The organism is Mycobacterium colombiense (assembly GCF_001953985.1).
Taxonomy (GTDB): domain Bacteria; phylum Actinomycetota; class Actinomycetes; order Mycobacteriales; family Mycobacteriaceae; genus Mycobacterium; species Mycobacterium colombiense_B.
Map to the genome: position 1 here is coordinate 41,841 of NZ_MBEI01000030.1, position 26,039 is coordinate 67,879.

A 26,039-nucleotide genomic window follows, 5' to 3' on the forward strand; every position below is an offset into this window, starting at 1 on the left:
GACGGCACGGCAGACGTGCTCGCGAACAGCGGTTAGGGGCGGATGAAGCCAACGCAGACGACCGATGCGCCCGCTCCCGAGGGCATCGACGCGGCGGAAAAGACCCGCGGTGACGTCGCTCGGCTGTGGCGCAGCCCGTTGCGGGGACCATGGCTGACGTCGGTGTTCGGCTCGGTGCTGTTGGTGATGTTGCCGATCGTCATCCTCACCGGCCTGCTGTCCTACATCGCCTACGGGCCGCGGTTCGGCCAGGCCATCCCCGGCGATGTCGGCTGGCTCAGGCTGCCGACCTTCGATTGGCCCACCAATCCGTCGTGGCTGTACCGGCTGACCCAGGGGCTTCATGTCGGGCTCGGTCTCGTCCTCATCCCGGTGGTGCTGGCCAAGCTGTGGTCGGTGATCCCCCGGCTCTTCGTGTTTCCGCCGGTGCGGTCGATCGCCCAACTGCTGGAACGGGTTTCGCTGCTGATGCTGGTCGGCGGAATTCTGTTCGAGATTGTGACCGGCGTGCTGAACATCCAGTACGACTACATCTTCGGGTTCAGCTTCTACACCGCGCACTACTTCGGCGCGTGGGTGTTCATCATCGGCTTCGTCATGCACGTTGCGATCAAGAGCCGGCGGATGTGGGCGGGCCTGCGCTCGCTGTCGCTGCGCGACGTGCTGCGCACCGGGCGGGCCGACACCGAGGCCCAGCCGTGGCGGCCCGACGGGCTCGTCGCCGCCGAGCCCGCCCCGGCGACGATGAGCCGCCGCGGCGCCCTGGCGCTGGTGGGCGGCGGCGCCCTTTTCCTGGCGGTCATCACCGCCGGCCAAACTCTGGGTGGCTACGCGCGGCCCGCCGCGCTGCTGCTGCCGCGCGGGCGCCGGCCCGGAAGCGGACCCAACGACTTCGAGATCAACCGCACCGCGGCCGCGGCCGGCATCTCCACCGCGGACACGGCGGAGCGCTGGCGGCTCACCCTGAGCGGCGGCCCCCGGCCGGTGGCGCTGGACCGCGCCGCCTTGCTGGCGATGCCACAGCACACCGCCGTCCTGCCGATCGCCTGCGTCGAGGGCTGGTCGACCACCCAGACGTGGACCGGTGTGCGACTGGCCGACCTCGCCCGACTGGCCGGCGTGCCGGCACCGGAATCCGCACGGGTGTCGTCGCTGGAACGCTCGGGCGCATTCACCGGCGCGACGCTGCAACGCAATCAGGTGCTGCACCCGGACGCCCTACTGGCGCTGGGCGTGAACGGCACCGACCTGTCGCCGGATCACGGCTTCCCGGCGCGGATCATCGTGCCCGCGCTCCCCGGCGTGCACAACACGAAGTGGGTGACCTCCATCGCTTTTCGGACGGCCGCAGATGCGTAGCGCGTTCGCGCGGATCTATGGATCCCACCCGCTGCACCTGCTGACGATGATCGCCGGCTTCGCCCTGCTGGGCTACGTCCTCGCCGTCGTCAAACCGGTGACGCTGTGGAACCCGCACGTCTGGTGGCAATCGATCATCGTCTGGTTCGCGGCCGCCATCGTCGCCCACGACCTGGTGTTGTTCCCCGTTTACGCCCTCGTTGACCGGATGCTGTCGGGCGGCCGCGCCCGGCCTGCGCGCGCCGATGCCGCTGTGCCGGTGCTCAATTACCTCCGGGTGCCCGCGTTGGGGGCGGGCCTGACACTGCTGGTGTTCCTGCCCGGAATCGTGCGGCAAGGCGCCACCACCTACGGGGCGGCGACCGGCCAGACTCAGGACCCGTTTCTCGGCCGGTGGCTGCTGCTGACGGCCGCGATGTTCGCCGTCAGCGCCGGGGTGTACGCCCTGAGGCGGGCAGCGGCGCGCCGCCGGGCGCGGCCACGCTGACCTAGCTGCCGGAGATGATCTCCAGACGCAGGGCCCGGTATTCGCGGTCGGAGATGGCGCGCCGCGCATACAACATCTCCAGCTGCTCCAGCCGCTCCGATGGCGCGAGCGGGCCGTCGGGAGATTCCCCGCGCCGCAAGGCATCCGGTCCGGCACCCCAGCCGTCGCCCAGCTCGAGCAGCCGCAGCGCGAACAGCACGCCGGCCCCCGTCACCGGTAGGCCCAGATAAAGCATCCATCCCAACGGCACGCCGGCCCGGCTCAGCGCAAAATAGCGCGCTACCAGAAACAGGGAGAGCGCCACCCCGGCCGCCAGCACGATGACTTTGCTCTTCATTCGCGGCTCTTCATTCGCGGAAATCCTTTGTCGTTCGCTGGGGAGTGGGCGCCGAAGACAACTGCAAACCTCCTGCGTCGCTACCGATCCCAACTTGTGGCGACGTAACCCTGCGGCCGACGCCTTGAAGAATCCTTGGAGTGTGCTCGTAGTTCGGCGTCGTGACCTGCGCGTCTACCCACCAGCAACTACTGTTGTGCCTCGTGGGGACCCCGAACGCCAGGACACGTGCCGCGCTGTGCGTGTGCCTGACCGCGGTCGCCCTGGCCGCCGCCCTCTCGTCGGGCGGCGCACCGCCGGCCACCGCCACGCCGTCGGTCGTGACGCCCGCGCCACCGGCCCCGGGCGGTGCCGTGCCGGTGCAACAAGTCGGGGGAGGCGGCGGCTGCATCATCGGCCTCAATTGCGGGTGCATTCGCAACGTCACCTGCCCGTCGCCGCGCCCGCGCCGCCCGAGCGTCGACAACAACCAGCACGCCGCGCCCGCCCCGCCGAATCCCTAGCGCCGAAACCGCGGGCGGCTTTCCTATCATTTGGTGATGAGTGCCGGTGGGCTGGAAACCGTGGGCTCGCCGGCGTTCACCGACGAGGACCCGGCCCGCTTTCGCGCGGCCGGCTGGTGGTGCGATGCGACGCTGTCGGACGCGGTGCGTCGCAATGCCGAACGGACACCCGACCGCTCCGCCTATGTCGACCACGGCGGAACCGCGTTCACCTGGCGTGAATTCAACCGTGCTGCAAACGGTTTGGCCGAGACATTGACCGGGGCCGGCGTCACCCGCGGCGACCGTGTGGCGGTATGGCACGGCGACTCCGCCGCCATTCACGTGCTGTTCGTGGCAATCGAACGCTGTGGCGCGGTGGTCGTCGGCATCGGCGCGCGCGCCGGCGCCCGCGAGGCGTCGGCGATCCTGCGCACCGCCCAGCCGAAGATCCTGATCAGTGACCCGCTCCGGGCAGGCACCGCGGCGGACGTGGCCGACGAACTGCGGGTGGCCGGCGTGGTGTTGAGCCACGACGGCGGGACGCTTCGGCTCGTCGTCGACGCCGAGCCCAAGGCGCCGGCGGCCGGCTGCGAACTCGGCCCCGACGATGTCTTCCTGATCAACTCGACGTCCGGCACCACCGGGCTGCCCAAGTGTGTCGTGCACACCCAGAACCGGTGGCACTACTTCCACCAGAAGGCCGTCGCCAACGGGCTGCTGACGAGCGACGAGGTATTCCTGCCGGTGATTCCCACCCCGTTCGGGTTCGGGCTGTGGACCAGTCACACCACCCCGATCTACCTCGGCGCCACCGCGGTGATTTTGGACCGGTTCACCACCAAGGCCACCTGCGAGGCGATAGCCCGGCATAAGGTCACCGTATTATGTTGCGTCAGCACGCAATTGACCATGCTGATGGCGGACCCGGCCAGCCGCGGCCACGACCTCAGTTCGCTGCGCGTCGTGTACACCGGCGGGGAGGCGTTGCCGTACCGGCCCGCGGCCGAGTTCGAGGAACTCACCGGCGCCAAAATCCTGCAGTTCTACGGCTCCAACGAGACCGGGATGCTCAGCGCCACCACCGTCGACGACTCGCGCGAGCGCCGGCTGCGCACCGGCGGCCGCCTCATCCCCGAAATGGAGGTCCGGCTGTTCGACGGGGACCGCGACGTCACCGCGACGGGGCGCGGCCAGCCCGCCTGCCGGGGGCCGGCGACCAGCCTCGGTTACCTCGGCGGCACCGACCACGACAAGCTGTTCACCCGCGACGGGTGGATGCGCATGGGCGACATCTGTGAAATCGACGCCGACGGCTACCTGCGCGTCACCGGGCGTACGTCCGATTTCATCGTGCGCGGCGGCAAGAACATCAGCGCAAGCCAGGTCGAAGACGCCGTCATGACCCATCCCGCCATCGCGATCGCGGCGGCCGTCGCCATGCCCGACCCGGTATTCGGCGAAAAGGTCTGCCTCTACGCCGAACTCACCGACGCCGGCACCGTCGACCTGCCCGGACTCGTCGAACACCTGCTGGCGCTGGGCGTTTCCAAAGAGCTGCTGCCCGAGCGGCTCATCGTGGTCGACGAGTTGCCCCGCTCATCCGGCGGAAAGATAGCCAAAGGCCGGCTGCGCGAGGATATTGGAGCCAGAATGGAGGGCGGTCATGAACGCTCCTGAAGCCCGCCGCGGCGGGTTGGAAGTCTGGGCACCGTCGGTGGTTCCGCCCATCGGCGTCGACCTGTCGAATCAGCAAGCGCTGGCCATCGCCTTCCGTCACCTGGCCGGCATCGGGTTCGCCGAGAACATGGCAGGACACATCACCTGGCAGCTCGACGGCCAGACCGACATGTTCGTCAACCCGTGGGGGCTGTGGTGGCAGGAGATCACCGCGTCGGATATCTGCGTGGTCGACGGCGACGCGCGCGTGGTCAGCGGGCGCTGGGACGTTACCCCGGCCATCCACATCCACACCGAACTGCACCGGGTGCGCGATGACGCCCGAGTGGTGATCCACAACCATCCCTACTACGTCTGCGTGCTCGCCGCGCTGGGCAGGCTGCCCGAGCTGGTGCACCAGACCGGTTCGCTGTTCCTGGACGACCTGTGCCTGGTCGACACCTACGACGGCGAGATCGACAGCCCCGCGCGCGCCGCGGAACTCGCCGCGCGGATCGGCGGCGCCAACCTGACGATCCTGGCCAACCACGGCGTCATCGCGACCGGCCGCAACCTGCCCGAGGCCGTCTACCGCGCCGCGTCCATCGAACGCGTCTGCAAGCTTGCCTATGACGTCCTGCTCACCGGCCGGGATCCGGTGCTTATGAACTGGTCGGACATGGCCGGCATGCAACGGTCGCTGATCGAGCGGGCGGCCGACGTGTATTGGGCCGGGGCCGCGCGCATGACGATCAACGCCGACCCCGACGTGCTGAGCTGAAGCGGACTGCCTACACATGAAATCGATCGACGAACTCGCCACCGACCTGAACTTCACCACGGCCAAGACGGGGGAGGACCGCTCGGTCACCTTCCTGCCCGACCCGCCCCGGGCCGCGCGCCGCTACACGGTGATCTCGGTGGACGATCACATCGTCGAGCCCCCGGACACCTTCACCGGTCGCCTGCCCCGCAAGTACGCCGACCGGGCGCCGAAAGTCGTCGAGACCGAAAGCGGCGGGCAGACGTGGATTTACGACAATCAGGAATTGCCCAACGTCGGTTTCAACGCCGTAGTGGGCAGGCCGGTGTCTGAGTACGGCTTCGAACCGGTCCGATTCGACGAAATGCGCAGGGGCGCATGGGATATCCACGCCCGTGTCAAGGACATGGACCTCAACGGCATTTACGCCTCGCTGAACTTCCCGTCATTCCTGCCGGGCTTCGCCGGGCAACGGCTGCAGCAGGTGACCAGCGACCGCGACCTGGCGCTGGCCTCGGTACGGGCTTGGAACGACTGGCATTTCGACGTCTGGGCGGGGTCGTATCCCGACCGGATCATTCCCTGCCAATTGCCGTGGCTGCTCGATCCCGAACTCGGCGCGACGATGATCCGCGAAAACGCGGAGCGCGGCTTTCACGCGGTGACGTTCAGCGAGAACCCGGCAATGCTGGGGCTGCCCAGCATTCACACCGATCACTGGGATCCGCTGATGGCGGCCTGCGCCGAGACCGGCACCGTGGTGAACCTGCACATCGGATCGTCGGGGTCGTCACCGTCCACCACCGCGGACGCGCCACCGGACGTGCAGGGTGTGCTGTTCTTCGCCTACGCCATTTCCGCCGCGGTCGACTGGCTGTACTCCGGGCTGCCCAGCCGATTCCCCGACCTCAAGATCTGCCTGTCCGAAGGTGGAATCGGTTGGGTGGCAGGCCTACTCGATCGGCTCGATCACATGCTGAGTTATCACGCGATGTACGGCACGTGGCAGGCGCTCGGTGAGCCCTTGACCCCGGCGGAGGTGCTCACCCGTAACTTCTGGTTCTGCGCGGTCGAGGACAAGTCCTCGTTCGTACAGCGTGACCGGATCGGCGTCGACAACATCATGCTGGAAGCCGACTACCCGCACTGCGACTCGACGTGGCCACACACCCAGCAGACCATTCACGAGCAGATCGGCGATCTACCGGCCGACGTCATTCGAAAATTCAGCTGGGAGAACGCGTCTCGGCTCTACCGGCACCCGGTGCCGGCCGCGGTGCAGGAGGACCCCGAGGCGTTCTGACCGGGCGCTCCCGTCGCCCGAGCACAATGCGCAAAACTGCGAAAATCGCTCGTTGCGTGGGTATCGCGCACAAGCGAGTCATGGCCCGTGTCGGTCCGTAACTTCGATCGCAACGAGGTGCCGGGACCCCCTCGGCATCGCCACCGGTCAGGAGTTCGCCGTGTTCATTGAGCCAGAACTGATTACGGGATCGAACGCGTACCGCTCGACCAACGTGACGCCGCCGCGGCGGCTGGAAGCCAAGCGTGGCGGCTATGCCGAGCGGACGGTCACCACGAGTGACGGCGTGCGGCTTGCGGTTCGCGACTACGGCTCGGCCGGCGCCCGCGAGCACACCATCGTTCTGCTGCACGGCCTTTGCCTGACCCAGTCGAGTTGGGCACTGCAGATTCGGCACCTGCTGCGCCGGTGGGGCAGCCGCGTGCGGATCATCACCTACGACCACCGCGGCCACGGCGAATCCACCGGTGCCGACATGCGCACCTACCGCATCGACCGGCTGGCCGACGACCTCGCCGAGGTCCTCACCGCATTGCGCGTCACCGGGCCACTCACGTTGGCCGGTCACTCCATGGGCGGCATGACCGCGCTGGCCTACCTCGGCCGTCCCGCAGCCGATCGTCCGATCGAGCCGCAGGGCCTGGTCCTGGTCGCCACCGCGGCGGGCCGGCTCGCCGAGCGGGGCCTCGGCCGGCTGCTGAACACGCGCGCCACCGAGATGCTGTTCGAACTCGTCCACCACATTCCCCACCGCGCCATGGACCGGGCGATCAACGGACTGGCCCGCCCCCTGAGCGGCCTGGCCAAATACTCCGGTGCCGACTGGCGGGGCGCGGCCGCACTGACGGTGTCGGCCATCCGCACCACGCCGTTGACCACGGCGGCGGGCTTTCTGCCCAGCCTGAAGCGCTACGACGAGTACCACGCGCTCGCTACCATCGGCGCCAACACCGTCGTCGTGAGCGGCGGTGCCGACCTGACCACCCCCACCGCGCACGCGCGCGACATGGCGGCGGCCATCCCGGGCGCCACCCACCTGCACCAGCCCGACGCCGGGCACATGCTGCTCGAAGAGCGGCCGCGGTGTGTCAGCGACGCGATCGACAGCGTGCTGGGCATGCGCACCCTGGCCGCGCGGGGCGCCGCGAGCTGACACTCGACGCGCCCGAACCCGGACGCGGTTCCCCGAACCGACCCATCGGTGTAAGTTACGTTTAGTACGTACTGAACGAACTGGAGGCACATGTCCCCGGAAGAGGCCGAGTTCGTCGACCGCCTCGGGCTGTTCTTCGAGCTCCTCGGAGCAACCCGCACCATGGGCCGGGTCTATGGCTGGCTGCTGATCTGTGATCCACCGCAGCAGTCGTTGACCGAACTGACCGAGGCCTTATCGGTGAGTAAGGCCTCGATCAGCACCGTCGCCCGCCAACTGCTGGACGGCGGCATGGTCGAGCGGCTGCCCAGCTCGAACCGTCAGCACCTCTACCGCGTCAGGCCGGGCGGGTTCACCAGCGTCCTGGAAACGCAGCTGTCACTGATGCGGCTGGGCATCGAACCCGCCGACTTCGCGCTGTCGGTGCTGGGGGAGGACCGGGCCGAACAGCGCCAGCGCGTCGAGGATTTCCGCGACTTCTGCGAATTCTGCACCCAGGCCTACGGCGACCAACTCATGAAAATGTGGACCGAATATCGGAAAAGGAAGAAGCCATGACCGCGACGGAACTAGTCGACTTCAACTCCGTCCCTTGGGGTTCGGTGGAGTGGACCAACCTCGTCACGCTGTACCTGCGCGCGCATGAGAGCCGCACGGAGCGGCCGATTCTGGGGGATCGGGCGGCCGCGGAAGCGGTGGACCGGATCGCGTATGACTTCAAGAGAATTCACCGGATGTCGTGGCCGGCGGCCAATCAATACCTGGTCGCGTTACGGGCCAGACAGCTCGACGACTGGTGCACGGATTTCCTTGTCCGGCACCCGGATGCCGTTGTGCTGCACCTGGGTTGCGGCCTCGACGGCCGCTTCTTCCGGCTCGCCCCACCGCCGTCGGTCCTATGGTTCGACGTCGATCAGCCGAGTGTGATCGGGCTCCGCCGCCGGCTCTACGACGACACCGACCGCTACCGGATGATCGGCTCATCTGTGACCGAACTGCAGTGGCTCGATCAGGTCCCGACCGGACGCCCGACGCTGATCATTGCCGAGGGCCTGCTGATGTACCTGCACGAGGACGAAGTGCGGCGCCTGCTGCAGCGCCTGACCGACCGATTCACCGGCGGGGAAATGCATTTCGACACGCTCTCCGCGCTGGCACCGCTGATGTCCAAGCTCTTCACCCGGGGAATCATCAAGTGGGGCATCCGGGACGTGCGCGAAATAGCCACCTGGAATCCCCGGCTGCGGTTCCTCGAGCAGACACCCGTGCTGGCCGACTACAACCGGATCCCGTCGGCGGCGGTGCGGTTGATCTACCGGTTGACATGGCTGACGGCGGGTCGCCACTACGACGTGTTGAACCGTTTCGAATACTGACTGATCACAGGTCGGACGCCAGCCGGCCCAGAATGTCGGCGGCCGACTCCGCGGTCGCGTGCCGGTATCCGGTGCCCGCCCAGAGGTGGACGTAGTCCGGCCTGCCCGCCGCCGCAGCGGCCTTGCGCAGCGGGCTGGTCAGGTAGTGGATGGCGGGATAGCCCGCCGGCGCCTCGGCTTCGTGAGCGTCGATGAACGCGTTGCGCAGGCCGCGGGCCGGCCGGCCGGTGAAGGCGCGGGTCAGCACGGTCTCGGTGTAGGCGGGATCGATCAGGGCCGCCTGATGAGTGGCCGAGGCACCGCTTTCGGTGGCGCGCAACAGCACGGTGCCCACGGCGGCCGCGGTCGCGCCCGCGCGGATCACCTCGGCCACCGCGGCGGGGGTGGCCAGCCCGCCGGTGGCCATCACCGGCAGCGGCACCTTCGCGACGACTTCCTTGACCAGGTCGACGATCGGGACCGGCGTCAACGGCCGCTGCGGCGAGAGGGTGCCGGAATGGCCGCCGGCGTCGGCGGCCTGCACGGCGAGCATGTCGACGCCCGCGTCGTGCGCCCGCGCCGCCTCGTCGGCCGTGGTGACCGTCTGCACGACAACGCTGTTGGCGCGTTGCAGCGCGGCGATCACGTCGCGCAACGGAATGCCGAAAGTGAACGACACCATCGGAACCGGGTCGTCGAGCAACAGCGCGATCTTCTCGTCGAATCTGTCGTCGTCCTCGATGGGCTCGGGTGGCAGCGTCAGCCCGAACTGGTCGGCCTCGGCCTGGACGATCGCGGCGTAGGCGTGGTAACGCTGCGGGTCGACCGGCACCGGATTGGGCGCGAAGACGTTGACTCCGAATGGGATTGACTCGGCGCGAACCGCTTTGATCTCGGCCTCGATGGCCTCGACGGTCTTGTATCCGGCCGCGAGCAGGCCCAGCGCGCCCGCGCGGGTGGCGGCCGACACCATGGCCGGGGTGGTCGGCCCGCCCGACATCGGCGCCGCCACCAGCGGAACGGACATTCCAAACTGCGCCAACATGTCCAGGCCCTTTCTCTGTGCGCCGCGTAAAAGCCTGCCTGCCTAGACCCTATCGGCGCCCGGCCGGTGCGGCAGCATTCCGCTGCGCCGGCCGACCTGGCAGGATGCTTGAGCGTGACGCGCCCCAACTTCCTGGTGATCGTTGCAGACGACCTCGGCTTCTCCGACATCGGCGCGTTCGGCGGCGAGATCGAGACGCCCAACCTCGATCGGCTGGCCCACGCGGGGATCCGGCTCACCGATTTCCATTCGGCACCGGCCTGCTCACCGACCCGGGCGATGTTGTTGACCGGGACCGACCACCACATCGCCGGCATTGGCACCATGCTCGAGGTCGCGTCCCCGGAATTCCGCGGCGCGCCCGGGTACGAGGGCTATCTGAACGACCGGGTCGTCGCGCTGCCCGAACTGTTGCGCGACGCGGGGTATCTGACGCTGATGTCGGGCAAGTGGCACCTGGGTGCCACAATCGAGACGTCGCCGTGGGCGCGTGGCTTCGAGCGCTCGTTCGCCCTGCTGCCGGCCGGCGCCAGCCATTACGGCGGATCGGGAGCACGTGGATTCTCGCCCGTGCCAACGCTTTACACCGAGGATGACCAGTTCGTCAGCGTCGGCGACGACTTCTATTCGTCAGACTCCTACACCGACACCCTGCTGCGGTATCTGGATGAGCGCGCCCCCGACGACGACCGGCCCTTCTTCGCCTATCTGCCCTTCCAGGCGCCGCACTGGCCCCTGCAGGCGCCCGACGAATCCGTCGCGAAATACCGGGGTCGCTACGACGCCGGGCCGGATGCGCTGCGCGAGGAGCGCCTGGCCGCGCTCAAGCGGCTCGGCCTGTGTCCACCCGACGTGGTCGCCCACCCGGTGGTGGCCGACGGCGCGCCGGAGTGGGCCGACATGACCGACGAGCAGCGCGCGCGTTCGGCCCGCAGCATGGAGGTCTACGCGGGGATGGTCGACCGGATGGACTACAACGTCGGCCGTGTCATCGACTACCTCTCGGCCAGCGGCGAACTCGACAACACCGTCGTCGTCTTCATGTCCGACAACGGCGCCGAGGGCGCGATCGTGGAGGCGATGCCACTGCGCGGTCCGCAGATCGTCGCGCAGATCGAAAAGCATTGCGACAACAGCCTGGACAATCTTGGCCGGCCCACGTCGTTCATCTGGTATGGCCCCCGCTGGGCGCAGGCCGCCACCGCGCCGTCGCGCCTGCACAAGGCGTTCACCACCCAGGGCGGGATCCGCGTGACCGGCTTCGTCACCTGGCCCGGCTTCGCCCGCCAACGACAGATCGGCACCGCGTTCAGCACCGTGATGGACATCGCGCCGACCCTGCTGGAGCTGGCCGGGACCACGCACCCGGGCACGTCGTACCGCGGCCGCGAGGTGGCCCCGATGCGCGGCCGTTCACTGGTGGGCTACCTGACGGGCGCCGCGGAGACCGTGCACGACGCGGGCACCGGCACGGGCTGGGAGCTGTTCGGCCGTCGCGCCATCCGGCAGGGCGACTGGAAGGCGCTGTACCTGCCGCCACCGTACGGACCGGGCAGTTGGCAGCTCTACGATCTGTCGTCCGACCTCGGCGAGATCGACGACCTGGCCGAGGCCCGGCCCGACAAGCTGGCCGAGCTGCTGGCGCTGTGGGATCGTTACGTCGAGGAAACGGGCGTGATCCTGGATCCCATCTCGGTGTACGACGTTCAATTGTGACCGTTGGGTCGAACGGCCTCGAATAGCTCGACTGAACCGCTGTGCCGTGCAACCGAGACTTCGAGGCCCGCATCCCCGAGCCAGCGCTGCACGTCACCAGCCTGGGGCGTGATCCCGAAAAAGCCCGCCGCCCGCAGCGCCGTCACAAAACGATCCTGACGCCAGCCGCGACCACGTACACACGTGCTGCCGCGAAGAATCCCACCGGGCTTGAGCACGCGGGCGAGTTCGAAAACCGCCGCTCGCGGGTCGGGAAGACAATGCAGGCCGTTGAAGGTCAATGCGAGGTCAAAGGTGTTGTCTTGGAAGGGCAAGGCTGTGATATCGGCATCGGTGAACTCCATCAGGTCGGCCACCCCCAACTGAGTCGCCCGGCTGCGTGCCCGCCTCAGCATGTCCGGGGAAATGTCAGCGGCCACGTAGCGGCAATCCTGCCCAGGCCGCAAGCCACGAAAGGCAAAGCCGCCACCGCACGGGATATCCAGTACGTGGGCGCCGGCGGGGGCTACGCCGACACGCTGAACCTCCTCCAGGAGATCGTGTAACGCCAATCCCCACAACGCTTTTGCGCCCACGGCGGCGATGCTGTCATGCGTCGCGGCGGTGTTGTACAACGCCGATGCCACCCGAGCGGCACGCCAGCGGTCCGTTACCTGCCCCATGCGCTGACTCTAGCTGGAAACCAAGGTGTGGCAAGCTCGGCTGGACAGGCGGGCGATAAGCTCAGCGGCGTGTACGGACCCCAGGGCCGCGATGGCTGACTCCGCGATACGCATCGGCATCCTCGGGGCGGCCAGCATCGCGCCGGTGGCGTTGATCGGTCCGGCCAAGGAGAACGCGGAGGTGATCGTCGCGGCCGTGGCGGCCCGCGACGTGCCGCGTGCGCAGGCGTTCGCTGCACAACATGACATCCCCACGGTGCACGGTGATTACGGCGCGTTGATCGCCGACCCCGACGTCGACGCGATTTACAACCCGCTGCCGAACGGCCTACACGGGCGCTGGACCCGGGCCGCACTCGCCGCGGGCAAACACGTGCTGTGCGAAAAGCCGTTCACCGCCAACGCAGCCGAGGCACGCGAAATCGCCGAGCTGGCAGCGGATTCGGACCGCGTGGTGATGGAGGCCTTCCACTACCGCTACCACCCGTTGACGCTGCGCGCCGAGGAGATCATCGCCTCCGGCGAGCTGGGCACGCTGCGGCACGTGGAGGCCGCGCTGTGTTTCCCGCTGCCGAAGTTCTCCGACATCCGCTACGACTACGCGCTTGCCGGCGGGGCGACGATGGACGCGGGCTGCTACGCGGTGCACATGGCCCGCACGTTCGGTGGGCCCCGCCCAGAAGTCGTTTCGGCGCACGCCAAACTGCGCGACCCACGGGTCGACCGGGCCATGACCGCCGACCTGCGGTTCCCGGCCGGCCACACCGGGCGGGTGCGCTGCTCGATGTGGTCGCCGCGGCTGCTGCAGATCAGCGCCCGGGTGATCGGCGAACACGGTGAGCTGCGCATCCTGAATCCCGTGCTGCCACAGACTTTCCATCGGCTGTCGGTGCGGTCCCGGCGGGGCAGACGGGCGGAACGGTTCGGGCGCCGGGCCTCCTACGCGTATCAACTGGACGCGTTCGCCGCGGCGGTGCTGCGCGGCGAACCGGTCAAGACCACCCCGCACGACGCGATCGACAACATGACCGTTATCGACGCGATCTATCGCGCCGCGGGTCTGCCGCTGCGCTACCCGAGCTGACGTCACATTCTGGGCGTGCACGGTGTCATCTTTAGTGAACCGTGCAACGGGGAAGGCGTCGAGGGATGAATGAGAACGAATGGTTGGCACGCCAGTTCGAGGAGCACCGTCCTCGCCTCCGCGCGCTGGCGTACCGGATGTTGGGATCGCGCGCCGAGGCTGACGACGCCGTGCAGGACACCTGGCTGCGTCTCAACCGCGCCGGCGACGATCAGATCGATAACCTCGGCGGATGGCTGACCACCGTGGTGGCCCGAGAGTGCCTGCATCTACTGCGGTCCCGGCGAAGCCGCCGCGAGGACCTTATCGGCACTGAGCTTCCGGACCCGATCATCACCGCGGATGAGGGCCTGGGCCCCGAGCAGGAAGCGTTGCTCGCGGAGTCGGTTGGCCTTGCGCTGCTGCTGGTACTTGACCGGCTGCCTCCCGCCGAGCGGGTGGCTTTCGTGCTTCATGATGCGTTCCAGTTGCCATTCGACGAGATTGCCCGCCTGATCGATCGGCAGCCCGCCGCCGCTCGCCAGCTCGCCAGCCGGGCGCGCCGGCGTGTGCGCGATGCCGGTCTGGCGGCCGCGGCGACTGACGTGGCCGGCCAGCGCAAGGTGGTCGACGCCTTCTTCGCCGCGGCGCGGGCCGGTGACTTCGACGCACTCGTGAAACTGCTCGACCCGGACATCGTGCTGCGCGCCGACTTCGGTCCCGGCCTGCTACAGGCCGAGTACCGCGGCACCGCCGAGGTGTCCCGGTTCGCCCGTGCGCCCCGCGGTGCTGAGCTGCACCCGGTTTTGGTCAATGGTCGAATCGGCAAATTGGTCACCATCGATGGACGGCCGTTCTCCATCCTGGTGTTCACCGTTGCGGACGGCCGGGTCCTCGAAATCGACGCTGTTCGCGCCGGTTCGGCTGCCCGGGCGGCGCGGGCCGATTCATGAGTGCGGTGTCCAGTGCGGCCAGCCCGCCAGCACACCGACCACCACCGTTGCAACCACCGGTGCCACATAGGTCAGCGGGGCGGGGATGTGGCCGTACCACCGACGCGCTATCGAAATAGCTATTGCTCCAACGAAATAGACGATCAGACAAATTCCGGCCAGCACACCGACAGCCGGCACCACGAGGCCCGCGATCAGGCCTGCGGCACCGGCTGCCTTGGCAGCCGCAAGCCAGGGCCACCACGACTCCTGCACCCGCAATCGCTGGATCGGCTCCATCACGAACTTGCGGCGCGAGAACAGCGCGTAGGAGGAGAACGCGACCATCGCGGCGGTGACGATGGTGAGGGTGACGTATGCAATGGCCATGGTGGCCTCCTTTGTGTTTTCGGGTCTCACCCGGATATGAGCCGACGCGAGGTCAAAGTGTGACGGCGTGTTGAGAAGACGTGCTGCCCAGGGCTTTCGGGAGCCATCAGATCGTTGGGTTCGCGAGGCGGCGTGATCCGGGCCGCGTCGCCCAGGAGGCGAACGTAAGCGCAAGGAAGACAGCCGAGGGCACCGCGCTGCCCACCGAATCGTGAACCGACAAGTGCGACACGACGGCGCCGGTGTAGACGAAAGTCGCACCCGCATAAGCCCATTCCTTGAGTCGCGGGAACCGGGGGGCGAGCAGCGCGACACCACCCAGCGTGTACCAGACCCCGAGGAACACAACGAAGTAGGACGGGTAGCCCAAGTGCGCCAACATCGTTCGGGCGCGCGGAATCTGAAAGATGCCCCACATGCCGCCAACCAGCATCTCGCTGCACAACAAAAGCGTGCAGACCCAGTACACGATGACCCGACCTCGGACAGCCCAGGCCGCTGGTTGCTTGGTGAGCGTCGCCATGGTGATCTCCTCGCGCATCAATAAGCGGTGGTGTTACTTATATGAGGCGAGCCGGCCGCAAAATGTGACAGGCTTTGGCAACCCAATGAGACAACTGGCGTTAACGGCGGTGCGAGATCCGCCATTTGATGTGAAGCTTGAGAACCCTACATCGGCCGCGGCGTGGTCGCTGTCATGCGGGGCGACCCACCAATTGGGCCAATTGCGCCGCCGCCTGGGCCGTTTGGGTGGTCAGCACGATCCGCCCGGACGTGGCGGGTTGTTCGATGATCGGTGCTTCCAGCACCATGTTGTCGCGGATGAAGGCCATGTGGTCCTGCAGATGCGCGGCCGTGAATGTGGTCCACGCGGCCGTCGACGGCGGATCCAGCACGAGGGTCAGTTCGTAATAATCCGCGGTCAACGACTTCGGTGGGTCGACGCGGACGAGCCCGAGCTGCATGGTCTCGGGGCCCAACGTATAGACGGTGGTCCGCCCGATGTCACAGGTGGTCAGGCCGTCGGTCGGCTTGACGGGCGCGTTTGTGTCCGTGGCCGGGCACTTCACGGCGGGCGTCGTCGGCTGTGACTTGGTCACCGGCCGGACCGGGAGCGGCGCGATCTGCACGACCGGCGGCGGTGGCGGGGGTGGCGGCGCGGTCGTGCTGGGCGGCGCGGTGGTCGACGGGTTGGACGGAGCAGGCTTGTGCGTCTGCTGACAGCCACACATCAGTGCCGCGAGCAGGCCGATGGACCCAAGCCAGGCGGCGGCGCTCTGCGCGCTGAATCGAGGCGCGCTGAATCGACGGTGAATCATCTTCGCTGCACTCTACCCGCAGGATCATTGATTCCATGTCCGACGGGAACTCCTGCACCGCAATTTCTTTGGTGCCCGATAGAGCGCCGCGTCGAAATCGCGCAATTCGATGAAGGGTGCCGGAGCGGCTTGGCCTGCACGCATGCGGAATTCCGGCGAGCGCGGAAGCGCGCCCTTTACCGACACTACGAATATAGAGTAAGGTCGCCGTCTAGAAGATCATGGACAAACGCCGAAAGCCCAACCCCGCCGAGCGCCGCCGCGATCTGTGCGACGCGGCGATCCAGCTGTTGGCCGATGACGGGGCCAAGGGGCTGAGCCATCTGAAGGTCGACCGCGCGGCCGGGGTGCCGGACGGCACCACCTCGTTCTATTTCCGCACCCGGTCGGCGCTGTTGCGCGCGGTGGCCGAGCGCTCGGCCGAGCTCGACCTCGCCGAGCTGCAGGCGATCGCGGACAGCTCCGATGGCGACGGTGCGGATCGCGCGCCGTCGCGGCTGTCGCAGGTGGTCATCCAGGCAGGCAGCGATCCGCAGTTGTATCGGACCAGGGCCCGCTACGAGCTGACCATGCAGGCCACCCGCGACCCTGCGCTGGCCGCGATTCTGCAGCAGGCCACCGACGAGTTCACCAAGTTGCACCGGGAGATCTTGGTGCAGCTCATGCCGCACGGCGCCGAGCTGGATCCGGCCGTCATCGAGGATCTGAGCAACGTCACGCTGACGTTCATCAACGGCCTGCTGCAGCGGTTCGCCCATGGCGACCGGATCATCGACAGCGCCGAACAGCTCGACGGGATCCTGTCGGCGATCGCCGCCGGCATCCTGAAGAGTTCGGACAAGGGGCGGCTGACCCAGACCGGCGGCCTGCGGGTGTTGCGCCGCGGAGCGGCTGGGTCCGCGTGAGGCCGCCGCCGGGACACGCGGGCTATGGATCTTGCCACGGCATCGGCTGTATGGTTCTCTACGAGAATAGAGTAAGCCCACGTTCATGCGTCGTTTTCTCCCGCGCTTGTGCAGAAGTAAGAGCGACGCAATTAAGCGGAGTGTATAAATTGCCCGGACCGAATCCAGCGCTGCGACGCTGGCAGCGCTAGCCCTGGTGCAGGTCATGCGGGCATCTAAAACTGCAGCGGTAGGAGGGTTTTCGTGACGGCGAGCACCGATAGCCATGTTCGGTTCGATCCATACGATGTCGGGTTGATCGCCGACCCGTATCCCATGTTCGCGCGATTGCGCGAAGAGGCACCGCTTTATTACAACGCCGAATACGACTTTTACGCGGTGAGCCGTTACGCCGATGTCAGCAAGGCGCTCGTCGACCACGAGACCTACAGCTCCGCGCGCGGCGCGATCCTGGAACTGATCAAGGCCAACCTCGAAATCCCGCCGGGCATGCTGATCTTCGAAGACCCGCCGATTCACGACGTGCATCGCAAGCTGCTGTCGCGCATGTTCACCCCACGCCGGATCGCCGCGCTCGAGCCGATGATTCGCGACTTCTGCGCTCAACTGCTGGATCCGCTGGTCGGCTCGGGACACTTCGACTTCGTCTCCGACCTGGGTGCGCAGATGCCGATGAAGGTCATCAGCATGCTGCTCGGCATCCCCGAGGACGACCAGGAGTACATCCGCGACCGCGGTAACGCCCAGCTGCGCACCGAGGCCGGCAAGCCCATGGACGCCGCCCAGCATGGCCTCTCGGTGGGCGAGCAGTTCGAGGCCTACATCGATTGGCGTGCAGAGCATCCGTCAGACGACATCATGACCGAGCTTCTCAACGTCGAATTCGTGGATGAAACCGGGACCACCCGCCGGCTGTCCCGCGAAGAGATCCTGGTCTACCTCAACGTCGTCGCCGGGGCCGGCAACGAAACGACAACGCGGCTGATCGGTTGGTCCGGAAAGGTTCTCGCCGAACACCCCGATCAGCGCCGGGACCTCGCCGAGAACCCGACGCTCATCCCGCAGGCCATCGAGGAGTTGCTGCGATACGAGCCACCGGCACCACACGTGTCGCGCTACGTGACCCGCGACGTCACCGTGCACGACCAGACCGTGCCCGAAGGAAGCGTGATGATGATGCTCATCGGATCGGCGTGCCGTGACGAGGCCCAGTTCGGGCCCGACGCAGGCGATTTCAACATTCATCGCAGCGTCCGTCCGCACCTCACCTTCAGCATGGGGACCCACTTCTGTCTGGGATCGGCCCTGGCCCGCCTCGAAGGCCGCGTCGCGCTGGAGGAGATTCTGAAGCGATTCCCCGAGTGGGAGGTCGACCTGACCAACGCAGTCCTCAGCCCGACCTCCACGGTCCGAGGCTGGGAGTGCATGCCTTCCCTGGTGCCGTGATGACCGGCCGGGTTGAGGGCAAGGTCGCTTTCGTCAGCGGTGCCGCGCGCGGTCAGGGCCGCAGCCACGCCGTCCGGCTGGCGCAGGAGGGCGCCGACATCATCGCGATCGACGTCTGCGGGCCGATCGACAACCTGGCCTACCCGCACTCGACGCCGGAAGACCTTGCCGAGACGGCGGATCTGGTCAAGAACCTCGACCGGCGCATCGTGACCGCCCAGGTGGACGTCCGCGACTACGACGCGCTGAAGGCCGCGGTGGACAGCGGGGTCGAACAGCTCGGTCGTCTCGACATCATCGTCGCCAATGCGGGCGTCGGCACCGATGGCAGGAAGCTGCACAAGATCCGCGAGGACGTGTGGCAGGACATGATCGACATCAACCTCAGCGGCGTGTGGCACACCGTGAAAACGGGCGTGCCGCACATCCTTTCGGGGGGACGCGGCGGCTCAATCGTGCTCACCAGTTCGGTGGGCGGCCGCAAGGCCTACCCGAACACCGGGCACTACATCGCCGCCAAGCACGGCGTCATCGGCCTGATGCGTGCCTTCGCCGTCGAGTTGGGCCAGCAGATGATCAGGGTCAATTCGGTGCTGCCCACCCAGGTCAGCACCACAATGGTGATGAACGACAACACCTATCGGCTGTTTCGCCCGGATCTGGAAAATCCCGGACCGGACGACTTCGCCCCCATCTCGCAATTGATGCACACACTGCCGGTGCCTTGGGTGGAAGCCACCGACATCAGCAATGCTGTCCTGTTCCTCGCCTCTGACGAATCTCGTTATGTCACCGGCGTTTCGCTTCCCGTCGATGCGGGCAGCTTGCTCAAATAGGCGTCAGCCCCAAGTGAAAGAAGAAGCCCATGCCCGAATATGACTACGAAAAGCTGAAGAAGGAAGCCGAGCAGTACATCAAGTTCGAAAAGGACAAGAAGAACCGGATCGCCTACATCACCTTCGATCGTCCCGACGCGCAGAACGCCACGAGTCTGGGCATGCGGCAGAACTACGCCGACCTGATCCACAAATGCAACGTGGACGACGACGTCAAGGTGGTCGTGATCCGCGGCGAGGGACAGGATTTCGGTAGCGGCGGCGACCTGCCCGAGCAGCGCCCCATGCTGGAGAACCCCGGTCTCCCACTGCATCACGAGCTGGCGATCAACGATGACGACGTCAAGTACCCGCCGGGTGGTTCGTACCGCTACCTGTCCACCGTCACCGACTTCTACGCCAAGGCCCGCGCCGGAAACCGTCCGCTTCAGGAACTTCGGAAGATCAGCATCATCGAGGCCAAGGGCTACTGCTACGGGTGGCACTTCTACCAGGCCGGCGACGCCGACCTGGTGATCTCCTCCGACGACGCCCTGTTCGGTCACCCCGCCTTCCGGTACGTGGGCTGGGGACCGCGGCTGTGGTGGTGGGCCGAGACGATGGGCCTACGCAAGTTCTCCGAGATGCTGTTCACCGGAAGGCCGTTCAGCGCGAAGGAGATGTACGACTGCGGCTTCGTCAACAGCGTCGTGCCGCGTGACCAGCTGGAAGCCGAGACCGAGAAGTACGCCATGGCGTGCTCACGGTCCCGCCCGACCGACACGGTCGCGGTGCAGAAGACCTTCCTCGAGCTGTACAAGCAGCACAAGGGCGAGTACTTCGGCAGCCTGCTGACCGGCATGGTCGAGGGCATGCTGCCGATGATCCAGAACGACGCGCAAGAAGTCGACCTCACCGAAGGCACTTTCAATAAGGGCCTCAACAACGTGGTCAAGGACAACGACATGAACTTCCCCCCGGAGTGGCGCCTGAGCCGCTCGGGCCGCGCGAAGCCCTGAGCGTTTTGGCGGGGCGTGCATGTCCGCGCTGACGGGTATCAGGGTCGTCGAGTTGGCCGAATCCGTCGCGGGGGAGTACTGCGGGAAGCTGCTGGCCGACTTCGGCGCCGAGGTGATCAAGATCGAGGCGCCGAAGCGCGGCAGCGCGACCCGCGCCATGGCGCCCGTCCTCGCCGACGGGTGCGAAGGCAGCGCGTTGTTCGCCTACCTCAACACCAACAAGCGCTCCGTCGTCCTCGATGTCGGCTCTGCGGCCGATATCGAGCGGCTGCACCGGCTGATCGACACCGCGGACACGGTCATCGATGGCCGGGCCACGGACTGGTCCGCGCGGCACCCGTCCGTGGTTTTCTGCTCCATCACCCCGTACGGCCGGCTGGTCGCCTCCGAGTTCGATAATGCCCGCAGCATCAACGTGTTCCACGCGAGCGGGTGGGGGTATCACACGCCGAGCCACCCGGACGTCGACAGGCCTCCGCTGCAGGGACCGGGCCGCTTCCTGGCCGACTACGAGGCCGGGCTGGAGGCGGCGTTGTGTGTCGCGTCGTCGCTGTGGGGACGGCTGCACACCGGCCAGGGCGAGTCCATCGACATCTCCCAGCAGGCCGTGCTGGTCTCACGCGCCGATTGCATCCTGGGTCGCCTCGTGACCGGCGAGGTACCGGCCGACGGTGAGCGGGGGGATTTCGATCAGGCCGGACCGGCCTCGTTCTTCGCCTGCGCCGACGGCTTCGTCTACCTGTACATGACCAGCGGCGCGCACTGGGCGGGCGTGAAAACCCTGATGGGCCATCCCGAATGGCTCGACACGTTCGAGGACGACTGGCTGGAGTTCTCCGTCACCGCCGAGAAGGTCGCCTCGTTTCAGCGGGGCTTCGCCGGCTGGGTTGCCGGCCTGCCCAAAGATGAGGCGTCGGAACGGGCCCAGCGGCTCGGCGTACCGCTGGTGCCCGTGAACGGCGCCGCGGACCTGCATCACTCGCCCCAATACCGGCACCGCGGATTCTTCCAGCGGGTTCGCCATCCGGTGCTGGGTGAAGCGGTGTATCCGACCGTGCCGTACGCGTTCAGCGCGTCGCCCGCGCGAATCGCCAGTGCCGCACCCGGTCTCGGTGAGCACACCCGGTCGGTGCTGGAAAGCGTCGACTCCCCGCGCGCCCGGCCGACGGTCAAGGCGGCGCAACTGAAGCCTCCCAGGGATGCCCGGGGCGGACCGCTGGAAGGCGTACGGGTCGTCGAACTCACCAAGGTGTGGGCCGGTCCGTACGCGGGCAAACTGCTGGCGATGCTGGGCGCCGAAGTCATCAAGATCGAGACGGCCGCCAGCCCCGAGGAGATGCGCGCCTACGGCGGCGCCGACATCAACCACGCGCCGTATTTCTTGAGCATCAACCCCGAGATCCTCAGCGTGGACCTCGATATCAAGTCGGCCGAGGGCATGGCGCGGCTGCGTGAGCTGATCGCCCGCAGCGACATCGTCATCAATAACCTGCGCCCGGGCGCCATGGAGCGCCAGGGCCTGGGCTACCAGCAGCTCACCGAGATCAAGCCCGACATCATCTCGGTATCGATCAAGATGTGGGGCAACGACGGGCCGATGGGTCACCAAACCGGTTATGCCCCATGCTTTGCCGCGCTGGCCGGACCGGCCTCACTGGTCGGCTATCCCGATGGGCCGCCGCTCGGGACCAGCATGCGCTACGGCGACTCGACGGTGGGAGCGGCCGCCGCCTATGCCGCCGTGGTGGCGCTGCTGCATCGGGAACTCAACGGCGCCGGGCAATTCGTCGACGTGTCGGCCGTGGAGGCCCTCTCCTCCATGATCGGTGACTGCCTGCTTGAGCAATCGCTGACCGGACGACCCCTTGGGCCCAGCGGCAACGCCAATCCGGACATGTGCCCGCATGGTTGCTACCCGTGCGCCGATGGTGGGTGGATCACGGTGGCCGTCGCGAATGATGCCGAATGGCGCCGGTTGTGCGAGGCGCTCGGCGCACCACCAATGGCCGACGAGCCCCGCTACGCCACGCGCGAGGCGCGACACCGGCACGCCGAAGCGCTCGACGCGGACCTAGCCCGGCTCACCCGAGGCCAGGACGCGGGGCGACTCGCCGAGCGCCTGCGCGCGGCCGGGGTACCGGCCGCCAAGAGCGCCACCGCGGTGGATGTGATTGCCGATCAACGGCTGTGGGACCGCGAGCTGTACCGCTTCGTCTCGGATCACCGCGAGGGCCAGCGACCGGTGCTGGGTCCGTCTTGGCGAATGAGGCGGCCGGCCCGGGTCGAGCGCGGTGCGCCGGACCTGGGCGAGGACACCGACTACGTTCTACACGAGATACTCGGCAAGCAACCGATGGGCGGAGCATGACGACACTGGCGCGAACAGCGGCCCTGGTCACCGGCGCCAGCAGCGGCATCGGCGCGGCGACGGCCCGAGCGCTGGCAGCCCAGGGAGCGGCGGTGGCCCTGCTCGCCCGCCGCGCCGACCGGCTGGCGGAACTGAAGGCCGAGATCGAATCCGCCGGTGGCACAGCGCTGGTGGTGCCCGCCGACGTCACCGATGCCGAACGGGTGGCGTCCGCGGTGCAGCGCACCGTCGCGGAGCTGGGACGCCTCGACATCCTGGTGAACAACGCCGGCCTGATGCAGTCGGCGCCCGCGACCCAGGCGTCGCTGCAGGATTGGGACCAGATGGTGTCCGTCAACGTGCAGGGTGTCCTCTACGCCACCCGCGCGGCGCTTCCCCACCTGATCGACGCGGCCGTCAACTCGCCGCGCGGCGTGGCAGACCTGGTCACCATCAGTTCCACCGCCGGCTGGGTGGCCCGGCCGAACACGGCCGTGTATTCGCTCACCAAGTTCGGTGTGAACGCCTTCAGCGAGGGCCTTCGCCAGGAGGTGCTCGGCAAGCGGGTCCGGGTCGGGGTGGTGGGCCCCGGAACGGTCGACACCGAAATCTTCAGCCACCTGGCCGACACGTCGCGTGAGGCGTTCGAACGGCAGACCGCCGGCATGGTCATGCTGCGGCCCGAGGACATCGCGGATGCGGTGTTGTTCATGGTGACTCGTGACCGGCGGATCGCGGTCAATCACATGTTGGTGCGCTCGGCCGAGCAGACCTGGTAGCGGCGTGGATTCGGATTGGGTGATCGGCGATCACCACGGATTGCCGCTCCCGGCGGACCCCGCAGCGTTGCTCAGCGGGGGAGTGTCGTTCCTGACCAACGCGTTTCGGGCCTCCGGTGTGCTCTCGGAGAACAGCGTCGCACGGATCACCGAATTCCGGGAGAGCGGCGGTGGCAGCACGGGCCGCAAGGTGATGTTGTCGATCGAATACGACCGGCCCGCACGGAATCTGCACACCGAGCTGTTCGTCAAGTTCTCCCGCGATCTCGACAATCCGGTGCGCGACCGCGGAAAGACCCAGATGGAGTCCGAGGTCCGATTCGCGTCGTTGGCGCGTGCGCCCGAATTCCCCATCGCTGTGCCCACCCCGCAGTTCGCCGACTACCACGCGCAGAGCGGCACCGGAATCTTGATCACCGAACGAATCGGCTTTGGCGCCAACGGGGTCGAACCCCAATACCACAAGTGCCTCGACTACGAGATGCCCGAGCCGGTGGAGCATTACCGTGCGCTGCTGACCGCCCTGGCGCGGCTTGCCGGCACGCACCGGTCCGGCCGGTTGCCCGCGGAACAGGTCGGGCACTTTCCGCTAGACGTGCAGTCCGCGACGGTGGGAGAGCGGGCACCGCTGTCGATGGATAGATTGCAGCGACGAATCAATCAGCTGGGGGAATTCATTGATACCCACCGCGGCCTGGTGCCAGCTGGCGTGGGCTCCCCGGAGTTCTTGGGGCGCTTGGCCGATGAGGCGCCTCGATTGGCCCTGTTGGAGGATGCGATCGCCGATCACTTGGCCGCCGACGGCGATTACGTCGCGCTGTGCCACTGGAACGCCAATATCGACAATGCCTGGTTCTGGCGGGACGGCGACGGCACTCTCCGCTGCGGCCTGATGGATTGGGGATGCGTCAGCCAGATGAACCTGGGCATGGCCCTGTGGGGGGCGATGTCCGGCGCGGAGAACGAGATATGGGATACCCATCTCGGGGGCCTGTTGGAGATGTTCGTCGCGGAGTTCGAGCGTTGCGGCGGTCCAAGCCTGGACCCGGACAGGCTACGCCGGCACACGCTGCTGTATGCGGCGGTGATGGGCGTGGCCTGGCTGCTGGACGTACCGGCATTGATACGTAAGCGATTCGACATCGCGCCGAGCAGCCGGACGGACCCGCGAATCAGGGATGACGAGGGCGTGCGCGCGCCCCTGCAGATGCTGTCGAACCTGCTGTTGCTGTGGCAGCGCCACCCGCTGGGGGAGCTGCTTGACGAGGCACTGGAAGAGGAAGGGCGTGTCGCCTAGGGCGGGTCGTCGTCCTCATCGCTGTCGCGTAGCAGCTTTTCGGGATGGTGAAACACATTGACGCGGGGCCTTCCCCGGTCCAGGTGCGGCGGCGGCAGCCATTCCGTATCACCGCCGGCGTTCTTGCGAGTGGTCCACCCGCCGGGTCGCAGGAGGCGGTGCTGGGTTCCGCAGGCGAAGGTGAGGTCGTTGACGTCAGTGGTCTGGCACCTGGCGTACTCGGTGACGTGGTGGACCTCGCAGTAGTAGCCGGGTGTGGTGCACCCGGGCGCCGAGCAGCCGCGATCCTTGGCGTACAACATTATTCGCTGGCCGGGGGAGGCAAGGCGTTTCGTGTGATACAACGCCAGGGCCTTGCCCTTGTCGAAGATCGCCAAGTAATGATGCGCGTGGCGGGCCAGCCGGATCACGTCGCTCATCGGCAGGATCGTGCCGCCACCGGTCAGCCCACGTCCGGCGGCGGCTTCCAGCTCTTGGAGCGTTGTCGTGACGATGATCGAGGCCGGTAAGCCATTGTGGAGACCCAACTCGCCCGAAGCCAGTGGGCCCCGCAGCGCTGCGGTGAGTCCGTCATGGTTGCGTTGACTGGCCGATCGCGGATCGCGCTCGATGGCTTCTTGCGTGGGCGCGCCGTCGACGCACGGGGTGTCGTCGAGGGGATTGCACATGCCCGGCGCGGCGAGTTTCGCCAAGACGGCTTCGAACGTGGCCCGTGCCTCGGGGGTGAGCCAGCCGCGCAGCTGCGACATGCCGTCGGCCTGCTGATTGCCCAGCGTCAGGCCGCGCTGCCGAGCCCGGTCCTCGTCGGTGAAGGCGCCGTCGGGGTTCAGGCAATCCGCGAGGATGTCCGCCAGCTTGCCAAGTTGTTCGGGCCGATACCGGGTTCCTTCCGTGGCGAGTTTGGCCTCGGCCTGCTCGCGGGTGACCGCATCTATCCAGCCGGGCAACTGGTGGTAGAACTTGCGGATCACCGAGACCTGACCGGTGCCGAGCGTGCCGTCGCGTTGCGCGGCCGCGGTGGCGGCCAGGGCCGGCGCCACGGGTTCACCGGTGAGGCCATGGCGCGGGCCCAGATCCCGCGCCTCCTTGATGCGCCGGGATGCTTCGGCGCGGCTGATCAGCGTCGTCTCCGCGATTGCATGCGACAGCGTGCCGCCGAGCTCCTCGGACGACGCCTGGCGGGCAAGGGAATTGATCAGCTGATGCTCGATGGCCGGCAACCGGCGGCGCACCATTTCGCAGCGCTCCAACGTCGCCAACTGCTCGCGGGTGGCCAACGCATCGCGGTCAGTCCCGATCGCGTGGCCTAGGGCGGCGTCGATGACATCAAACGCCGCGGGCAGGGACTCCCGATCTACGCTCACACCCCGAAGCTATCGGAGGCCACCGACAAAAAACGCGACCTT

At 67.4% G+C, this 26,039-nt stretch carries 26 protein-coding genes; 19 read left to right on the forward strand and 7 right to left on the reverse strand.

Going from position 1 to position 26,039, the window contains the following annotated elements; all coding sequences use genetic code 11:
- Positions 1-42 precede the first annotated feature (42 nt).
- The gene (locus A5732_RS05655) at positions 43-1,359 is read left to right on the forward strand and encodes a molybdopterin-dependent oxidoreductase (protein WP_081395991.1); all 1,317 of its coding nucleotides are present in this window, start codon (positions 43-45) and stop codon (positions 1,357-1,359) included.
- Complete coding sequence (locus A5732_RS05660; RefSeq protein WP_076101323.1) at positions 1,352-1,846, forward strand: hypothetical protein; 495 nt, start codon at positions 1,352-1,354, stop codon at positions 1,844-1,846. The genes A5732_RS05655 and A5732_RS05660 overlap by 8 nt, the downstream gene beginning before the upstream one ends.
- A gap of 1 nt (position 1,847) precedes the next feature.
- On the opposite strand, the gene A5732_RS05665 is transcribed toward A5732_RS05660, so the two are convergent.
- On the reverse strand, positions 1,848-2,183 hold the full coding sequence (locus A5732_RS05665; RefSeq protein WP_076101325.1) for a hypothetical protein: 336 nt from the start codon (positions 2,181-2,183) through the stop codon (positions 1,848-1,850).
- Positions 2,184-2,386: 203 nt separating this feature from the next.
- On the opposite strand from A5732_RS05665, the gene A5732_RS05670 reads away from it, so the two are divergent.
- The 7 genes from A5732_RS05670 to A5732_RS05700 all read left to right on the forward strand — a co-directional run bounded on the left by A5732_RS05670 (position 2,387) and on the right by A5732_RS05700 (position 8,919).
- A complete protein-coding gene (locus A5732_RS05670; protein ID WP_142256563.1) occupies positions 2,387-2,686 on the forward strand; it encodes a hypothetical protein in 300 nt (99 codons plus the stop codon).
- Between the two features lie 36 nt (positions 2,687-2,722).
- Positions 2,723-4,345, forward strand: coding sequence for a class I adenylate-forming enzyme family protein (locus tag A5732_RS05675; RefSeq protein ID WP_076101330.1), 1,623 nt, complete (start codon positions 2,723-2,725; stop codon positions 4,343-4,345).
- A complete protein-coding gene (locus A5732_RS05680) occupies positions 4,332-5,105 on the forward strand; it encodes a class II aldolase/adducin family protein (protein ID WP_076101333.1) in 774 nt (257 codons plus the stop codon). The genes A5732_RS05675 and A5732_RS05680 overlap by 14 nt, the downstream gene beginning before the upstream one ends.
- 16 nt (positions 5,106-5,121) lie before the next feature.
- Positions 5,122-6,390: an amidohydrolase family protein gene (locus tag A5732_RS05685; protein WP_076101336.1), complete on the forward strand. Its 1,269-nt coding sequence runs from the start codon at positions 5,122-5,124 to the stop codon at positions 6,388-6,390.
- A 160-nt stretch (positions 6,391-6,550) separates the two neighbouring features.
- Positions 6,551-7,543, forward strand: a complete 993-nt coding sequence (locus A5732_RS05690; protein ID WP_081389593.1) for an alpha/beta fold hydrolase — start codon at positions 6,551-6,553, stop codon at positions 7,541-7,543.
- 90 nt (positions 7,544-7,633) lie between these two features.
- On the forward strand, positions 7,634-8,101 hold the full coding sequence (locus A5732_RS05695) for a GbsR/MarR family transcriptional regulator (RefSeq protein WP_064950056.1): 468 nt from the start codon (positions 7,634-7,636) through the stop codon (positions 8,099-8,101).
- Positions 8,098-8,919 (forward strand): class I SAM-dependent methyltransferase, encoded by an 822-nt coding sequence (locus tag A5732_RS05700; RefSeq protein WP_076055505.1) that lies wholly within the window; start codon positions 8,098-8,100, stop codon positions 8,917-8,919. The genes A5732_RS05695 and A5732_RS05700 overlap by 4 nt, the downstream gene beginning before the upstream one ends.
- A 4-nt stretch (positions 8,920-8,923) precedes the next feature.
- On the opposite strand, the gene A5732_RS05705 is transcribed toward A5732_RS05700, so the two are convergent.
- Positions 8,924-9,943 (reverse strand): NAD(P)H-dependent flavin oxidoreductase, encoded by a 1,020-nt coding sequence (locus A5732_RS05705; RefSeq protein WP_076101339.1) that lies wholly within the window; start codon positions 9,941-9,943, stop codon positions 8,924-8,926.
- A gap of 114 nt (positions 9,944-10,057) precedes the next feature.
- On the opposite strand from A5732_RS05705, the gene A5732_RS05710 reads away from it, so the two are divergent.
- Positions 10,058-11,659 (forward strand): arylsulfatase, encoded by a 1,602-nt coding sequence (locus tag A5732_RS05710; RefSeq protein WP_076101443.1) that lies wholly within the window; start codon positions 10,058-10,060, stop codon positions 11,657-11,659.
- On the opposite strand, the gene A5732_RS05715 is transcribed toward A5732_RS05710, so the two are convergent.
- Complete coding sequence (locus A5732_RS05715; RefSeq protein ID WP_076101342.1) at positions 11,650-12,321, reverse strand: class I SAM-dependent methyltransferase; 672 nt, start codon at positions 12,319-12,321, stop codon at positions 11,650-11,652. The two genes, A5732_RS05710 and A5732_RS05715, sit on opposite strands and share 10 nt — an antisense overlap.
- A 91-nt stretch (positions 12,322-12,412) precedes the next feature.
- Here A5732_RS05715 and A5732_RS05720 point away from each other — a divergent pair, with 91 nt between their 5' ends.
- Together A5732_RS05720 and A5732_RS05725 are read left to right on the forward strand one after the other, a co-directional pair.
- Positions 12,413-13,405, forward strand: a complete 993-nt coding sequence (locus A5732_RS05720; RefSeq protein ID WP_076101344.1) for a Gfo/Idh/MocA family protein — start codon at positions 12,413-12,415, stop codon at positions 13,403-13,405.
- 65 nt (positions 13,406-13,470) lie between these two features.
- Positions 13,471-14,337 (forward strand): sigma-70 family RNA polymerase sigma factor, encoded by an 867-nt coding sequence (locus A5732_RS05725; protein WP_076101347.1) that lies wholly within the window; start codon positions 13,471-13,473, stop codon positions 14,335-14,337.
- Here A5732_RS05725 and A5732_RS05730 read toward each other — a convergent pair.
- From A5732_RS05730 to A5732_RS05740, 3 genes are all read right to left on the reverse strand, one after another.
- Complete coding sequence (locus A5732_RS05730) at positions 14,332-14,706, reverse strand: DoxX family protein (RefSeq protein WP_076055577.1); 375 nt, start codon at positions 14,704-14,706, stop codon at positions 14,332-14,334. The genes A5732_RS05725 and A5732_RS05730 overlap by 6 nt on opposite strands.
- Before the next feature lie 106 nt (positions 14,707-14,812).
- Entirely contained in the window at positions 14,813-15,247 is a 435-nt protein-coding gene (locus A5732_RS05735; RefSeq protein WP_253189011.1) for a DoxX family protein, read from the reverse strand.
- Between the two features lie 154 nt (positions 15,248-15,401).
- Entirely contained in the window at positions 15,402-16,025 is a 624-nt protein-coding gene (locus tag A5732_RS05740) for a SecDF P1 head subdomain-containing protein (protein ID WP_076101350.1), read from the reverse strand.
- 221 nt (positions 16,026-16,246) lie between these two features.
- Between A5732_RS05740 and A5732_RS05745 the strand changes: the two genes are divergently transcribed.
- The 7 genes from A5732_RS05745 to A5732_RS05775 all read left to right on the forward strand — a co-directional run bounded on the left by A5732_RS05745 (position 16,247) and on the right by A5732_RS05775 (position 24,633).
- The gene (locus A5732_RS05745; RefSeq protein WP_076101353.1) at positions 16,247-16,930 is read left to right on the forward strand and encodes a TetR/AcrR family transcriptional regulator; all 684 of its coding nucleotides are present in this window, start codon (positions 16,247-16,249) and stop codon (positions 16,928-16,930) included.
- Positions 16,931-17,173: 243 nt separating this feature from the next.
- Positions 17,174-18,376: a cytochrome P450 gene (locus tag A5732_RS05750; RefSeq protein WP_076055493.1), complete on the forward strand. Its 1,203-nt coding sequence runs from the start codon at positions 17,174-17,176 to the stop codon at positions 18,374-18,376.
- On the forward strand, positions 18,376-19,212 hold the full coding sequence (locus A5732_RS05755; protein WP_076101355.1) for a mycofactocin-coupled SDR family oxidoreductase: 837 nt from the start codon (positions 18,376-18,378) through the stop codon (positions 19,210-19,212). The genes A5732_RS05750 and A5732_RS05755 overlap by 1 nt, the downstream gene beginning before the upstream one ends.
- 29 nt (positions 19,213-19,241) lie before the next feature.
- Positions 19,242-20,210 (forward strand): enoyl-CoA hydratase/isomerase family protein, encoded by a 969-nt coding sequence (locus A5732_RS05760; RefSeq protein ID WP_064877274.1) that lies wholly within the window; start codon positions 19,242-19,244, stop codon positions 20,208-20,210.
- 19 nt (positions 20,211-20,229) lie between these two features.
- Positions 20,230-22,578, forward strand: a complete 2,349-nt coding sequence (locus A5732_RS05765; protein ID WP_076101358.1) for a CaiB/BaiF CoA transferase family protein — start codon at positions 20,230-20,232, stop codon at positions 22,576-22,578.
- Positions 22,575-23,336 carry an SDR family NAD(P)-dependent oxidoreductase gene (locus A5732_RS05770; RefSeq protein ID WP_076101361.1) on the forward strand — a complete coding sequence of 254 codons (762 nt, stop codon included), beginning with the start codon at positions 22,575-22,577 and terminating at the stop codon, positions 23,334-23,336. The genes A5732_RS05765 and A5732_RS05770 overlap by 4 nt, the downstream gene beginning before the upstream one ends.
- 19 nt (positions 23,337-23,355) lie before the next feature.
- Entirely contained in the window at positions 23,356-24,633 is a 1,278-nt protein-coding gene (locus A5732_RS05775) for a hypothetical protein (protein ID WP_076101447.1), read from the forward strand.
- On the opposite strand, the gene A5732_RS05780 is transcribed toward A5732_RS05775, so the two are convergent.
- A complete protein-coding gene (locus A5732_RS05780; protein ID WP_076101363.1) occupies positions 24,630-25,997 on the reverse strand; it encodes an HNH endonuclease signature motif containing protein in 1,368 nt (455 codons plus the stop codon). The genes A5732_RS05775 and A5732_RS05780 overlap by 4 nt on opposite strands.
- Positions 25,998-26,039: the final 42 nt, after the last annotated feature.